This is a genomic window from Sedimentibacter saalensis, assembly GCF_007830175.1.
GTDB lineage: Bacteria > Bacillota > Clostridia > Tissierellales > Sedimentibacteraceae > Sedimentibacter > Sedimentibacter saalensis.
Genome location: NZ_VLKH01000002.1, coordinates 266,664 through 281,937 on the forward strand (window position 1 = coordinate 266,664; position 15,274 = coordinate 281,937).

The following is a 15,274-nucleotide window of genomic DNA, read 5'->3' on the forward strand; positions in this document are numbered from 1 at the left end:
TCCAATCTCCTTATTCATTAATTAAGCTGTTTAATTCAGCTTTATTTTCTCTGTCTGAAAAGTAATTTTCCACTATAACTCTAAATCTTGAAGTTGGCGAATATGTTCTTTCTTCTACATTTTTTCTTAACAACCCTTCATCATTAAAAAAATTAAGCACTTTATTTATAAAACCTATTTTAGTTGAAGTATTGTTCTGCTCATGAATATCTTCTTCCTTGGACTTAATACTAATATCAGGAAGAACATCCCATACCGTATACATATAAGCAAAACCCTCCTCCTTGTTTTCATCATATTCTTTGTCTTCAACCATAGATTTCAATTTATCATTCACAGCTTTAAGTAAATCGGTGTTAATAATATACAATTTTAAGGTATTAGCGGAACTGTCTTTATAACATGTAAGCATTAGCACATACATAATAAAATAACAAATATATAACTCTTTATTGTCTGTAAGTTTTAATACGCTTCTAAGTTTTTGATTTGTATACCCGAATGCAATATTGTCCTTTTTTACTGAAAGATATATCGCATCCCCTGAGTTAAAAAGATTAAAATCCAAACCATCAAGCATAGATTCTAAAGCTAATCTTATTTCCATATCATTTAAGTAATACCCATAAAGCAATGAATCATTTACCTCTGTCAATTGTCTTTTCCTAAGTAGAATACTAAACATTTCTGCAGCTATTTTAATTTTCTCACTGTTCATCTAAGCTCATTCTCCTTATTGTATAGTTAGTAATATTAGATTCTTGCCCTTCTTGATCATTAATCAATATTAATTCTTCGCCATTTTCTTTTGGGTAAAGCTCTAATATAGTTTTCTGTAAAGGTGCATATTCTTTTTTGTTTTTAACAACTTGTGCTACTAATGGTTCAAATTTTAATTGTTTTTCATTTGCATAATTAAGGTACTCACGAACATATTTATTTAAATCATGAAATCTCATTAATGATACAACACATTTATTATTGCTGGCCTGAAATGTCGCATAACTATAAAACTGAAAAAGAAAAGTATGAAAGTCTGGATTATATAAGATTTCTAAATATTCTTTATCTTTTAAATAATCAACAAAATCTTTGATTGTTATCTCTTCTTTTGTTATTAAATAATCGAAAAGCACATTAAGAAACAATGTGTAATTAGCTATTACTCTTTTTTCAATTACATGAGTGAATCCAACATAATCTTCTCCATCTCCCTCATACATTGTGTGGTACTCTTCACTAATTCGTTTTTTATCTTTAATCAATTCCATGTCTTCGATTTTCTCTTCTGAAAAAGTCAATTCGAAGTTTGTAGACAGCAACGGAAGTATAGCTTGTTCAAGTAATAAAGCATTATCATTTCTCGAAACACCCTGTAGATATGTTTCAAAATCAAATTTTTCTTTAAAAGAGTTAGCTCTTTTTCCTAACAAAATTTCTTCTTTTTGTCTTCCAAGTTCAACAGTTTGGTTTATTAATAAATTATGAATTTCAATAGTAGCCTTTAATTCATCACCAATTTCCTGCAATTTAAATTGTGCGAGCTTTTGTTGATTTGTCATTGTATCCGGAGCTATTTCATTTAAATGTATTAGTAGGCCATTTATAGTGGTTTCTGTAGCTCGAAACAAATCCTTCTCTTCATCACATTTTGTTAATATTGAAACTTTATAACTTTCGTACATGGGCAAGGCCTTGATTCCATTAGTTATTAAAGCTTCAACTATATCTCGCTTTCTTAAAACAAGCTTTCTAACCTCTGCATTTACGTTTATAATTTGATTTAAAGCACTTGAGTAGTCATTATTCTCAATCATTTTTTTAAGCAATAAAAGATGTATGGTTACTTTTGATTCTTCTGAGAATTCTTTAGTCTGTAAATAAAAATCAATGCCTTCTGTCGTTATACTGTAACAGTTTTTATCTACAGCCTCATTATATGAGAATGTTATATATCTTACATAATGTTCTTCCATTTTCTGTTTTTCTACATTTAACACATCATAAATAAATGGAGAACCATCATTTTGCATTTTATTTAATACATAATCTGTAAACTCTCTAATTTCTTCAATTTCCCATATCTTATTAAAAATGACCTTTGTGTATTCCAATAAGAAATCTTGAATGTCGCTATATATTATATTCTTTTGCTTAATCTCTACTTCATAAAGCAAGTAACCCAACAATCCTAACACTATACTGCACATATCAATATCAGGATATTTTTTGTTAGAACGTTTCAACATGAAATATGGATCATACTTTTTAAGGTTAATCATGCGCAAAGGAATTTCAGATGCGATTTTATCTACAATTTCATTTTTATTGTCCATCATAAGATGTCCACCTTTCTTTTAAAATTGCATAATTTAGAGCCTCTTGAGGAATATAAGTTTGTTTTTCTATCATATCTCTAATAACAGTTTTGTGGTTAGCTTCATGAAACATTTCAAGTATTTCGTTTAATTCTTCATCTTTCAATTTCTCTTGAAACTCACCTCTGTTTGACAGTTTATCTTTATCCATAGTAGCATCCATTAACATTTCGTAGGCTTTTCCCAATAATTTAAATTTTAAATTCGGAAATTCTTTTTTTAACTTTAGAAAAAATCGAAGTCCGGCTGAATCGATATCTCCAAAATACAAAACTTCATCTTTACCTGTGATTTCATACTGTTCGTAAGTTTTAAATCCTCCGGTAATTTTATTTCCATGTCCGTAAATAAGCATATCAATATCAGAAATTATTTTATCTTTAAATATGATTTTTTGAAAAGTCCAAAAAGTATCTAAGTTTTCTATAATTAATATTTTTCTTGCAGGCTTAGAATAAAATGAGCTGCTTAATATTACGAGCAAAGGTTCATAATTGCTTTTACAATGTAAATCTACTTCGCTTATACCAATCGTATTTAGTATATCTAATTTTTCTGCAACTTTATCTTGATCTTTTAATAGCTTTTCATCACCAAAAAGTTCATAGCTCCTTTCATTTATGCTAATAAATTCATTTTGTTTACCCTTGTGCTCTCTAAGATAATCGCTAATAATCTTTATATATTTGCGATATTTTTCGTATAAATCAGGTTTCTTAAATACTGGCTTTTCAAAATTCATTCCGTATAATAAATTAATTTCTTTTATATATTCCAAAGGCATTTCTTTACAGTCTGGCTTCATAATATTGTATTTAAGTGGAAGCTTATAATAATTATCAACTTTATCATTTTTCATTTTGCCAGTTTTTTTATCTTTTCCTTGAGGAATAACAATTTCATTTTCAATAAGGTTATTAACAATATCAATAAATTCATTATATTTAAATCCAGTAAATTCTTTTAATTTTTCGATATTGCCTCCGGATATAATAAACTTCAAATTATCAAGACTTATGGTTATTATCATAATTTATAATATCGATTTTAATTTTATCTAATCTCATAACGATTTCCTTCCTACTTATCACGTGCTTAGTTTACCTAATTATACCATATTTATTATATACTGCTATAAATTAAAAATATTATCACAATAATTTGTACCATTTCAACAAAAACAAATGTATTTTTGAAATATGAAACTCTTACAATAAACAAAAAATATGATATAATGAATTTACAGATTAAGGTATTAAATAATAATAGAAAGGATGATAGCTTGGATCAAGAAGTCTTACTAAATATAAAGGAACTATGCAAAGAAAGCTCTATACTATGGAGTCAACGTGTTTTGCTACAAGATGCTTGCAAAGGGGTATAAAAACTGCTGACATTGAAAATTGTATTTTAAGCGGCGAGATAATTGAAGAATATCCTGATGATTATCCTTATTGTAGTTATTTAATATTAGGATTAACAATAAAAAATCAATTTTTACTCGATGTTTGTTGAATTGGATATAATAAGTTTTGGATAACAACTGCATACTTTCCAAGTTTAGATAAATGGGAACCTGGCTAAAAAAAAAGAAAGGAGCAATAAATATGAAGTGTTTTATGTGCAAAGGTGATATGATAAATAAAAATACTAACTACTTTTTGGATTTAGACGGAAGTATTATAATTATAAAAAATGTTCCTTCTTTAGTTTGTGATCAATGTGGAGAAGTATTTTACGAAAATGAAGTAATGAAACGAATCGAAAAAATTATAGACTTATTTAAAAATGCTTTAACCGAAATTGCTATTGTTAATTACGACAACAAAGTAGCATAACATAAAAAAAGTCCTCCTAAATGAGGACAAAATTGAAATCCACTATATTGTGGATTTTGATGATGGAGGCGGACCGCAAAGTGCAAATCCACGATTATATTCTTTTTACATTCTAGAATGACCATGAAATATTATAAATTTATTGTATGTGACAATCAAAACTACATAATCAATAATTTATTCTACACATATTTTTACATTATAAGATAACGGAATTAATTTAATTTCATCTTTATTCTTTTCAAATGGATTATTAATTTTCCATATTTTCGGAGCATCTGTATTAACTTCAAATACAATATATATCCAATAATTCATATCACCTTTAGCACGTTCTAATTCATTTGATGTTAAGTAGAAATTAGCATCTCCTGGTTTTGCAGTAGTTGATTTAACTTCAATATAAATTTCATTACCATATTCATCAAATGATAAGATATCATAGCCTGCAGAATCATTTTCAATAGAAATATGTTTAATTTTTTTTACTAACTCTTTCTTATATTTCTTTAATTTATCCTCTTCTGCTTTTAAAACTATTAATTCTCCTCTATCACCAATTCTTTTATTATATTTATTTTTTTCTTCAAAATCTACTTTGCTATTTCCTTTTTTAGCTCCAGTAGTAGAACTTGTTGGTAGTGCCTTAGTTTTTAAATCAATTATTTGATAATTTACTTCTTGGATTGGTGTAAAAACCTCAACTCTCATTTTATTTTGCTCCAAATTGATTACTCCATTGACATTCTTATTTGTTGGACTTCCAAATAAGTAATATAAGAATTTTCCGAATTTTTTTATACTCCATGATTTCATTATATCGTCATTATTTTTATATTCCAAAATAGTTTTTTGTTTATCAATCTCAGTTAATCTCTTTGTATGACCTATATTTAATTGATTCATAAAATAGTCTAAATGGTTACTGGAATAAATGTTAAGAAAATCATTTGGATAGTACAAATAAAGTATTTTACCTTTGAGCATTGGCGATATTAAGTTACTATTTATTTTGTCGAAATCTTTAATAGAACCAGCTTCAATCAAATTTATAATCTCATTTTTCAATGTTTCAAAAGCTTCGGTTAATGTGCTTCCAAATTTATCTAGATATCTATATTTACTCTCAGTTTTCTCACCATCTACACCATAGTAAACTCCAAACTTTGTTGCAAAACCACCCTTTATATTACCCAAGTCTTTTAATTCAAATTCTATCCTATAGCAAAAAGTATTTTTGTTACCCTTTCCAGTTATATAATCATCTATATCCATTTTGCAAATTGCATCTTTAGTATAATTTGTTATAAATCGAATTCTAAGTTTTTCTATTTCATTTTCTTTTTCTGCTTCCATAAGCATACTTTCTTCAAAACTTGCTATGTGTTTTTGAAATTCTTTTTCCACTATAACTACCTTCACCTTTCTTTTTATACTGTATTATAACAAAATGTTTTATAATTTTTACTCCTCATATGTCAATTTATTATATAAAGTTTCTCGGTCTATCAGTGTTGAATATTGCATTTTCCCGATATTAATGGTGTAGGAGCCATCACTCCTTGTAGGTAACGAAGCATCAGAACCATCAACTAATAATCTCCATTCATTTTGATTTGCATAATTAGCGCCTTTAACAAAATATGGATCTAATATACTACCTGTAGCGTTATACGCCTTTGAGTAGTTATCAGTGGAAAAATCGCTTAAATCTCTATATATTATTGGTCCATAACAAAACCCAAATTTAGGAGTAGAATTCTTCATAGCATTTTTTAATAATTGTAAGAATTCAGATTTCCAAAATAGTAAAACATATTCCCCAAAATCCCTCATTGCATTTTTATATCCATCACTTAATTCATATATGTTATTTCCTTTTTTCTTCATTATTACAATATCAATAATAGATGAACAAAACATAAGTAAATAGTCATCTCCTTCATATGAGCTATTTACACTTGATGGTCTTGGAATTTTATCAAATAAATTATTACCATCTTTATCTATTAACTTAATAGTTTGTGGATTAATAGGTATTACACCTTCATTTTTATCACCACGAAAGTAAGTTGTATCGTTTCGGTATTTAGAAATTGGATTCAAGTATAATGTACCATTTGATAACATTTCCAAATGTTCCTTTTGTCCAAATTTTGCAAGTAAAGTATCTCCTTCAATCATAATTGCTCCTTAATAATAATTATTAATTATTACGTTTAAATGTTTATATAACTTTATTTCTAAATTATACCATATAGTCCCTTTATTGACAAACCTATTCATTAAAACTTCATATTTGTGTGTTGGATTTTGAACTAAAATGACTAGTATAAATAGTTCTTTAATGACATAATCTATAAGTACATCTTATTCATTATGCTACTCTTTTAAAACTATTAATACTTTTATAAATCTCCTTTCTTGAAATTTCTATTTTTTTCTCATAACTTGCACCTTGCATAGAAAAAGAAAAGACCATGTTGAATGTTACTTCAACATGGTCTTTATATACTATTACTTCTTTCACATAATCACTTATGAACTTTTTACATTCTGGAATATTACGGGTTTGTACAAACGATTTAATCTTAGAAAACATAAGCTTAATATCTTCTTCATTGACTTGTAAAATATATTCCTGTGCACTCTCAATCTCTAATATTTTTGATTCAATTTCATTCTTTCTTAATTCTAATTCACTTAATTTTGTTTTCAATATATCCTTAGAGTAGCCCTCAAGTATTGCTGTTAATCCATTACTAATTTGCTTTTCAACTTCTTTCAATTCAGATTTAAGCCCTTCAACACTTGTTCTCTCATTGCTTGTTTTTTCAGTAATATATTGGTTAACCTTTTGTGCTATTATAGGTATCGCTTGTTCATTAAGTATGTGTTTTTCAAGCTCAGATAAAACAAATTCTTCGATATATTCCTTTCTTATTTCCTTGTTATTACAATCATACTTATGCTGCCTACAGCCACACCTATACGACATATAGACTGGTTTAATATTTGATGTCCTTCTGTTACCATTCATTGAATACCCACATTCACCACATTTGATTAACCCACTTAACAAATACTGTACTTTAGCTTTGTTGGCTCCAGGTGATTTTTGTCTTTTAGCAATTGTAGCTTGTACTGTTTCATATAACTCCTTTGTTATTATTTGAGGCATACCTCCTTCTACTCTGATAATTTCGTCTTCATCTTTATCCTTATTTGTATTTCTTTTGCCAAATGCATCCTTTGCAGAACTTCTGTTGAAAATATAAACTCCCGAATACTTTTCATTTCGCAAAATGCTTCCCAAACTATTTTTTGAGAATGTTTTTCCTTCTTTTGTTCTTGCTCCCATATTATTTAGCTTTCTTGCTATATCAACATATGTATAGCCATTTGCATACATTTCAAATACAACTTTAACCGCTTCGGCTTCCTTTTCATTTATTCTGTATGTCTTATCTTCGTTTAAATCATATCCGAGCGGAGGCTTTCCTCCTGTATGCTTACACTGTAATGCAGTTTCCTTCATACCTTTCATTACTTCTCTCGCTAGGTTTTTAGAATAGTATTCAGCCATTCCTTCTATTACAGATTCAAGTATTACTGATTCAGGACTGCCATCAAGATGTTCAGTAACACTTTCTACCTTTACTCCATTTTGTTTCAATATCCTCTTATATTTAGCAGAATCATATTTATCTCTAGAAAACCTGTCCAATTTATGTACTATGACTATATCAAATATTCCTAAGCTGCTATCTGAAATCATCTGCTGAAATCCTGGTCTTCTATCAGATGTAGCAGATTTTGCTCTGTCATAGTATCTCTTTACTATCTGTATATCATTTTTCTTTACATATTCCTCAATCGCCCTTTCTTGGGCTTCTATTGACTCTTCTCTTTGGTTATCAGATGAATATCTTGCGTATATCGCTGCCTTCCTAACCATCCTTTTGTCCTCCTTTGTATTGTATATATATTGTACCTAACAGTGTAACTAGACTATTATAATCTTTATTAATATTTATCTTTCCAATATGAAGTCCTATCGTTTCATCTGGTTCATAATTTCTATTGTAAAGTTTCTCTCTACTTATTTTTGAACATATACTCATAACATTTCCCCCATGTTTCTTATTTATAATATATACTTATATTTACATTTTAAAGATTAGGGGCAGAGGTGGCTATTAAAACGAAAATTTTATGTAAATCACTTTAATAAAAATGTTAAAGTGATTAAATTTTTATTTTTGATAGCCCCCTACACCACTAAAATTGAATATTATGTTGATCTATAAATGAATTTCTTCTATCATCCAATCCTACGATATCAATTCCATCATAATAATAAACTCCAGTAACTTTTTTTCTATTTATTTTTATCTGCTCATTTTCTAAAACGATCTTGAAATTTTTCCAAAATGTTTGCACTGCTTTTGTTCCCTTGTCATCAATACCTTGTAACGCTAACCAATAAATATATTTTTTATAAAAGTCTGATTGTTTTGTCTTGCAATCTTTTGCTACTTTAACATGTTCCATAAAAAATTCCTTAACAGGATTTTGTTCAAGACAATAATTGTTTGTATATTCTTCAATTACTTTACATTTACTAAAAATAAAATTATTTTCCCTCAATCTCTTTAGTCCCTCTATTGCCCAATTTAATATTCCTGGAAGCTCTTCCAATAATTCATTTGTTAAATTTACATTCCTTTCTTCTGGCTTAAAAGTTCTTAAAAACGGAATAATCATTATTTTCCTAAAGAAACCATTTGTTATATCTAAAGTATCAGGCAAATTATTTGTTACAAAAACAAGTTTACATGTTGGTCTATAACTTATTGAAGGCTTATACTTTATATTTATTTCAATATTATCACCACTTATGATAGCCTTAAAATTCTCAGTATTTAGCGATTTACCTCCCATCTCATTTTCTGCTGCAATATTCACTTTTTTATTTATAATTCCCTCTAGTCCAAATTGTTTGTTAAATTCTGAAAGAGGTATACTACTTATGTTGTCTTTACCTATAAGGTATGTAATTATAGTTGTAAGAACACTTTTACCGTTAGCTCCACTTCCAAGTAGAAAGAAGGCTTTTTCTGCTTTCATATCAGATGATAGCAAATAAGCAATCATTTCTTGAATTACAACTATTAATTCATTATCACCACAAGTTATTTCCTTTAGGAATTGTATAAACCTAGGAGCTAAAGCTTTATTATCATATGAAATAGGTAATTGTATAGTAGATAGATATTGTGGATTATGTGCTAGTATTTCGAAAGTATCTAAATTTAATATTCCATTTTTTAAATTAATAACATCCTTTTCCATATTCATATCTTCTACACATTTAGCTTCCCTCTGTAGAGCTTTAACAATTTCCTGTTCATGTTGGCTCTTCCAACTATTAGACCGCCCCTCGTGCAATACAGTTCTAATAATTTTACCTAGTTTAACTACTGATAATTCATCATAAAATCCACCCTTATGATAAAAAAATAATCTCCCATCTTTAATTGAATAAATATCACATCTTTTTATTAAATGCTTAGCACAAACATTTGCATTAAATGAATATGTTTGTTTTTTCTCATCATATATAAAACCACGTTCTTCTGCCCTGCTGACATTTAATATGAATTTTAACTCGTTTATTAATTCTTGCGAAACTAAAGACATATTTTGATTATTTATTTTATTGAATATCTCAACAGCTTCTGCTGTTGAGATATTTATAGTTTTATTTATTAATGACAAAAAAAATTGAATTTTTTCATTAGGCGCTGCTACTATATTAATAGCTAGGGCTAATATATATAAATTTTCAGAAGAATCATTTGTTAATTTATCAAGTATTTGTTTAGTTATAATTGCACTATCAGGTATCCTTATTTTATTTATAGGATATGGTTTTAGGTATTCATATATTTCATTATTTTTCTGCTCGTTTTGTTTAAATTTCATATTTTATCCTTCCTGTTAATATATTGCTTTTCATTATTTATTCTCTAGAGAAAATACCTCCATTAATTGTACTCTTTCATAAAAGTCGCCTTTTGCTGTTTTATAATGATATAATTTGCAAACACCTTCATAACCTTCTAATTGCTTAATATTAATTGTATGTCCATTGAAGATTGGTTTGAACTTTGATATAAAATTTGAATAATCAGCATTATTAGTACTTACTATGTATGGAACAGTAACTCTATGTTCTTCTGCTTCTTTCCCATTATTAATAGTGTAATAATCTTTCAATCTATAACCTACTATAAGTTGATTGTATGGCCCATATTTTCCTTTCACAACATAATTAAGACGTAAATTATCTATCTTAAAATAATATAACCCTTCTGCTATTTTTGGTCTTCTGATTGTACGAACATCGTTACCTTCATAGGATACGATTAGTTCTTTATTACACAACTGATTTTCTGATACTTCTTTGTTTGTTATTATTGGTAGATTAATCAAATTATTTAAGTTCTCTTCATTTTCATTTAACAGATTATTACATACTTCTTTTGAGATTTCTCCGATTTCATTATTCAAACTAAAGCTCACTTCATCTGATACATCTTCAGTTTCAACAAGCTCTAGTACCACATTTAGTTCATGAGTTAATTCTGGGCATTCAGTAATTTCGTCCACTTCATCAATAACTGCTGGTATAAATTTCCTAACTTTTTTCAAAGCCATACGCTTTCTCCTTTTGTTTTAATTTAGATATTTTCAATCACGCTTTTTTTTATAGCAATATTTTATCAAACTACTTTTTACATTAAAAATTCATTATAGAATTCTGTAAAAATTTCAAATTTATATTTTTTTAGTAACTTTACTTTACGTAATGCCATTTAATTTTCCTCTCTTTTTTAATTAGTATTTTACATAAGTATATCAATAGCTGATATGGCTAATAATGACTTTGTAATAAAGTGAGCTATTATTACAAAGTCATATAATATTAATCTTCTTCATCTTCTTCATCTTCTTCATAATTTCTGGCTGATAATTCGTGAATTTTACATAAGGTTAATTTGTAAAATTGATTTATAAAATCTTTTAAAAAAATTTCGATTTCTTCAGTTTCTTTTGCTTTATTCAAAATATGATTCTCCGATATAAACCACTCTACAGTTATTTGTTCGCGGAACATTGCTATCGCAGGTTCGCCATCTAATTTGTTTAAATCTTCATTTATAATTTTTCTAAATTCTATCATATCAACTTCATTTCTAAACTTTTCACTAAATATATCATTGTAAGTGAGTACTGCACTAATTGCTTCAACGTAATGAAATCTTTTGTGTATTTCATTGCATTTTTTTAATAAATCATACTTTAATTTCATTTCGACAATTAAATCTTCTAAAGCCTCATCTGAATTATTAAATCTTTCTTCAATTTCATTATTTTTTACCATTTCATTTATCCTCGCTTTTTAAAATATTTTGATACCATTCAAAACTAATTATAGTATTATGATATATAATAGATTGTTCAGTGCTAATCATTATAATTATGCGAATACCATCTTGTAATTTTAATATGAGCAATATATAATATATAAAATAATTGAAAAAGGATTATGAGAATATGATTACTATAAAAACTAAGCAAGCTATTTTTGAACTTTATTTTATAAGCGGCTATAGTCAAAGAAAAATTAGCAGCACTTTGAATATCAGTCGAAATACAGTGCATAAAATTATACAGGAATGCAAACAAAAAATTTTTGAATTAGATTTTATAGAAGAAGCTGATTTGATGAATCATATTAGTAAAATAATTGTAGCCCCTACTTTAAATAGAAAAAGGAAACCTTATAAAATAGATGAATATACATTGCAATATATTAAAAAAATTATTATAAAAAACGAACAAAGTAGGTATGGCTCTAGTAAAGCTACATCTATAAAAGAATTATATGAAGAATACTTAAATCAAGATGATAGCTTAATAAAAACTAACATATCCATGGATAGTTTTTACAAGTATGCAAAAAAGTTTAAGGAAGAATATTATGCACAAAAAAATAAATAGCAGCCATATTATGACTGCTATTTATCCTTACTTCCAATTATCTGGTAGAGCCTTCCACAAATCTTCAAAACTGAAATTATATTTTGTTGCAAACATTTGAGTAGCTTCTGCCGAAGGCGTTCCCTGTAATATTAAAAAAATAATTTTTAATATTACTTCTATTATTTTTATTAAATCATTGTGCATTTTACACTCCTATATTTTTGAATTTATAATGACTAAATATTTATTAAGTTAATCATATATTAATTATATCTAAATAGCCAATTATAAAAATCATTAAAACATATGAAAAAACCTTAGGGTGTAAAAAGTTTTTCCGACGTTTACAATTAGTCTATAATTTATGGTGTCGGAATAAAAAGAGCATTCTACATCATAAAACTTCTTCTTTTTCATTTTTTTATTATTTATTGCGATATTTCTTTTATTTATATTATTGTCAACCATATGACGCATTGCATATAAGTATTTCATATAAATGATTTAAAAATATATTAAAATTAAATTCTTCAATATAATTATTTAGTGATTATGATTCTATTATTCTTCATTGCAATATTCCCTATAAAGATTATCTTCAATAATGATTACAATAAAAGCAACTTACTAAGAAGCTGCTCTTTTGTATCACTTCCACTTGTTAGGTAAAAGGTTCCACAACAAACTAGAGTTAATACCATATCTTTCTTGCTACTTTAATTGTAGCTTCATTTGAGTTAATTCCTCCAGCTATAATCATTATTATCCTTGCTATTAATACTAATATTTCTGCCAAGTATTCCTCCTAAATTCTTTTCTATTCGAAGCTTAGTATTCTTCTGCAAGAAGCATCGAAGTAATACTGCCGTCATCTATTACAAATATCTTTTCACTAATAGCTTCTTTTGAAGGAATTTTATAAATCCTCTTATATGGTGGAACCTCTTGCCTATGTTCTATATTTTGAAATAATACTTCATTTCTTTCCCATGTACTTAGCTCAAACACTTGCAAATAGTCTATATCCTTCTCTTTCCACTTCAATGTATCTATACAACTCCACATGAACAATTGTAGTTCTAATGAAATATTATCTTGTATTCCTTTTGTCATAAACCTTTCGTTATCAAACATTCCTTAGCCTCCTATATTATCCCTTCCTCTTTTAAGCTTGTATATCTGCCATCCGAACCAATTATGATATGGTCAATTAATTTTATGCCTATAATATTTCCAGCTTCTTTAAGCCGATTAGTTACACTAATATCTTCTGTGGACGGAGAAGTATCACCAGATGGATGATTATGGAATACTATAATACTTGCCGCATTGGATAATACTGCTACCTTGAATACTTCTCTTGGATGTACTATCGAACTATTAAGAGATCCAATGCTTGCTACACTTATGGATAGGGGTTGATTCTTTGTATCAAGACAACATACGATGAGTTCTTCTCTATCAGAATTTTCGATAAATTTTCTTCCTAACTCTGCTGCTATTTCAGGACTATTAATATTTCTTGATTCATAAAGAATGCTTCCTTCTCGTACCATCTTGATTGACACAATATTTACTCTTTTAGCTTGCTTATCACTATTATTCATATTAACTTTTCTCTTTTCACTATTAGATATATAGATAGCTGTAAAAATACCAACAGCTATCTATATTTTTATTTACCTCTTTTGAAACTTACTGACCATCTTCAAGATATATAAAGACTGTAGAATCAACTGGCTTGTCTACAGCATAGGTGTTTTCTTCAATTAGTAAAGGATACTCCTGGATATGAATTACCTTCTGCATTGTACTTCCATTGACTTGTATAACTGACATCTTGTATATTTGAAACCTATCTATTTGGTCTTCTTTGTTACTGCTTAAAAATGAATCTAGGTTATCCCACAGCAATTGTTGCTGTTCCTCTGGCAATTCATCTCCTATTCCTATGGTCATGCCATGATTATCTTTTCTAAACATTATTAACTCCTTTACCTTTAGGCATAAAAATAGCCCTTAACCTCTTTATTTCAAGGTTAAGGGCTATTTATTCTTATCTATCCACTCCAACATTTCGCAATCTACTATTTCCTCCGGAACATAGATATACAGAGCATATTGGTTATTACATAGTACTAATACTTCATACAATTTCTTATTACCTATGATTATTGTTCTAATAGCTTCGGGTGCTGTATTAAGCAAACCACTATTAGGATCTAAGCCGATTTCTTCAAGCCTTCTTACATTATCAGATGTCTCTAAAAGTACAAAAGCACCATCATTATTTAACGAAAATTCTTCGATTGTAATATTTTCATCATCATTTAGTATTTCAAACTGATGACTGAAATTAATCTCAATAAAATCCAAAAAGTAATCTTTAATTACCTTTGCCTTTCTTATTATATCCAAATCTTTTTTAGTTTTTATTATATACATATACTGCTCCTTTCATTGTTTGTTGCTTCACGTCATTATTTCGTACTTTACAGTAGCTTATGTGTTACCATCCTTCTACTTGTTTCCACCCTCCTGTTTCATTCATCCAAACCTCTGCTTCATCCTCTGTAACTTTTGCTAGTGCGATTATCTTGTCACTGTCATCAACAATAGAGAATATCTCTGTATCATCCTCCATCTCTATTAGACTTCCAGCTCCAAACCATAGGTCACCATCTGGCAAGCTTTCAGGAGGAAATAATACTTCATGAGCATACCTGTCTGCCAAAATAAATTCTGCCAATGGTTCACCATCTACCACAAGCCCCTTGCTATTTAGTAGCATAGAAACCTGTTTTTGTACCTTTTCAATATTCATTTTCATCATCCTTTCAAATATAATATTGTAATCATTTAATATGATTCAAAGAAATAATATATATCTAAAAAGTGCTTTGTAACAAAATAGCCTAACAGAGAAATACTTCCTCAATTAGGCTGTCAAAATAAAAAGCTGGAGTCAGGAAACTCCAGCTTATCTGATATTAATTATATTATTCT

Annotated in this window: 19 protein-coding genes; 3 read left to right on the forward strand and 16 right to left on the reverse strand. The window is 28.0% G+C overall.

Annotation, left to right across the window (positions count from 1 at the left end; translation table 11 throughout):
* Window positions 1-10: 10 nt before the first annotated feature.
* The 3 genes from LY60_RS04140 to LY60_RS04150 are packed head-to-tail and all read right to left on the reverse strand — an operon-like array spanning window position 11 to window position 3,408.
* On the reverse strand, window positions 11-718 hold the full coding sequence (locus LY60_RS04140; protein WP_145080402.1) for a DUF6063 family protein: 708 nt from the start codon (window positions 716-718) through the stop codon (window positions 11-13).
* Window positions 708-2,339: a hypothetical protein gene (locus tag LY60_RS04145; protein ID WP_145080405.1), complete on the reverse strand. Its 1,632-nt coding sequence runs from the start codon at window positions 2,337-2,339 to the stop codon at window positions 708-710. The genes LY60_RS04140 and LY60_RS04145 overlap by 11 nt, the downstream gene beginning before the upstream one ends.
* A complete protein-coding gene (locus LY60_RS04150; protein WP_246145363.1) occupies window positions 2,326-3,408 on the reverse strand; it encodes a Wadjet anti-phage system protein JetD domain-containing protein in 1,083 nt (360 codons plus the stop codon). The genes LY60_RS04145 and LY60_RS04150 overlap by 14 nt, the downstream gene beginning before the upstream one ends.
* A gap of 308 nt (window positions 3,409-3,716) precedes the next feature.
* Between LY60_RS04150 and LY60_RS04155 the strand changes: the two genes are divergently transcribed.
* Together LY60_RS04155 and LY60_RS04160 are read left to right on the forward strand one after the other, a co-directional pair.
* Entirely contained in the window at window positions 3,717-3,893 is a 177-nt protein-coding gene (locus tag LY60_RS04155) for a DUF4258 domain-containing protein (protein WP_246145373.1), read from the forward strand.
* A gap of 104 nt (window positions 3,894-3,997) precedes the next feature.
* The gene (locus LY60_RS04160; protein ID WP_342783524.1) at window positions 3,998-4,216 is read left to right on the forward strand and encodes a type II toxin-antitoxin system MqsA family antitoxin; all 219 of its coding nucleotides are present in this window, start codon (window positions 3,998-4,000) and stop codon (window positions 4,214-4,216) included.
* Window positions 4,217-4,393: 177 nt separating this feature from the next.
* Here the strand turns inward: LY60_RS04160 and LY60_RS04165 are convergent, their stop codons facing one another.
* From LY60_RS04165 to LY60_RS04190, 7 genes are all read right to left on the reverse strand, one after another.
* On the reverse strand, window positions 4,394-5,623 hold the full coding sequence (locus LY60_RS04165) for a protein NO VEIN domain-containing protein (RefSeq protein ID WP_145080408.1): 1,230 nt from the start codon (window positions 5,621-5,623) through the stop codon (window positions 4,394-4,396).
* Between the two features lie 57 nt (window positions 5,624-5,680).
* Window positions 5,681-6,400: a hypothetical protein gene (locus LY60_RS04170; RefSeq protein ID WP_145080411.1), complete on the reverse strand. Its 720-nt coding sequence runs from the start codon at window positions 6,398-6,400 to the stop codon at window positions 5,681-5,683.
* 193 nt (window positions 6,401-6,593) lie between these two features.
* Complete coding sequence (locus LY60_RS04175; protein ID WP_145080414.1) at window positions 6,594-8,174, reverse strand: recombinase family protein; 1,581 nt, start codon at window positions 8,172-8,174, stop codon at window positions 6,594-6,596.
* Window positions 8,167-8,340, reverse strand: a complete 174-nt coding sequence (locus LY60_RS17965) for a hypothetical protein (RefSeq protein WP_170226097.1) — start codon at window positions 8,338-8,340, stop codon at window positions 8,167-8,169. The genes LY60_RS04175 and LY60_RS17965 overlap by 8 nt, the downstream gene beginning before the upstream one ends.
* A gap of 157 nt (window positions 8,341-8,497) precedes the next feature.
* A complete protein-coding gene (locus tag LY60_RS04180) occupies window positions 8,498-10,204 on the reverse strand; it encodes a DNA primase family protein (RefSeq protein WP_145080417.1) in 1,707 nt (568 codons plus the stop codon).
* Between the two features lie 33 nt (window positions 10,205-10,237).
* Entirely contained in the window at window positions 10,238-10,939 is a 702-nt protein-coding gene (locus tag LY60_RS04185) for a hypothetical protein (protein WP_145080420.1), read from the reverse strand.
* A gap of 268 nt (window positions 10,940-11,207) precedes the next feature.
* Complete coding sequence (locus LY60_RS04190; protein WP_145080422.1) at window positions 11,208-11,666, reverse strand: hypothetical protein; 459 nt, start codon at window positions 11,664-11,666, stop codon at window positions 11,208-11,210.
* A gap of 173 nt (window positions 11,667-11,839) precedes the next feature.
* Here LY60_RS04190 and LY60_RS04195 point away from each other — a divergent pair, with 173 nt between their 5' ends.
* Window positions 11,840-12,286: a sigma factor-like helix-turn-helix DNA-binding protein gene (locus LY60_RS04195; RefSeq protein ID WP_145080425.1), complete on the forward strand. Its 447-nt coding sequence runs from the start codon at window positions 11,840-11,842 to the stop codon at window positions 12,284-12,286.
* 27 nt (window positions 12,287-12,313) lie between these two features.
* On the opposite strand, the gene LY60_RS17970 is transcribed toward LY60_RS04195, so the two are convergent.
* From LY60_RS17970 to LY60_RS04220, 6 genes are all read right to left on the reverse strand, one after another.
* Window positions 12,314-12,472 (reverse strand): hypothetical protein, encoded by a 159-nt coding sequence (locus tag LY60_RS17970; protein ID WP_170226099.1) that lies wholly within the window; start codon window positions 12,470-12,472, stop codon window positions 12,314-12,316.
* 624 nt (window positions 12,473-13,096) lie between these two features.
* Window positions 13,097-13,402: a DUF960 family protein gene (locus LY60_RS04200; protein WP_145080428.1), complete on the reverse strand. Its 306-nt coding sequence runs from the start codon at window positions 13,400-13,402 to the stop codon at window positions 13,097-13,099.
* 11 nt (window positions 13,403-13,413) lie between these two features.
* Window positions 13,414-13,875, reverse strand: a complete 462-nt coding sequence (locus tag LY60_RS04205) for a JAB domain-containing protein (protein WP_145080431.1) — start codon at window positions 13,873-13,875, stop codon at window positions 13,414-13,416.
* A gap of 88 nt (window positions 13,876-13,963) precedes the next feature.
* Window positions 13,964-14,251, reverse strand: coding sequence for a DUF960 domain-containing protein (locus LY60_RS04210; protein ID WP_145080434.1), 288 nt, complete (start codon window positions 14,249-14,251; stop codon window positions 13,964-13,966).
* A 63-nt stretch (window positions 14,252-14,314) separates the two neighbouring features.
* Window positions 14,315-14,713: a hypothetical protein gene (locus LY60_RS04215; protein ID WP_145080437.1), complete on the reverse strand. Its 399-nt coding sequence runs from the start codon at window positions 14,711-14,713 to the stop codon at window positions 14,315-14,317.
* A gap of 64 nt (window positions 14,714-14,777) precedes the next feature.
* Window positions 14,778-15,059: a hypothetical protein gene (locus tag LY60_RS04220; RefSeq protein ID WP_145080440.1), complete on the reverse strand. Its 282-nt coding sequence runs from the start codon at window positions 15,057-15,059 to the stop codon at window positions 14,778-14,780.
* Window positions 15,060-15,274: the final 215 nt, after the last annotated feature.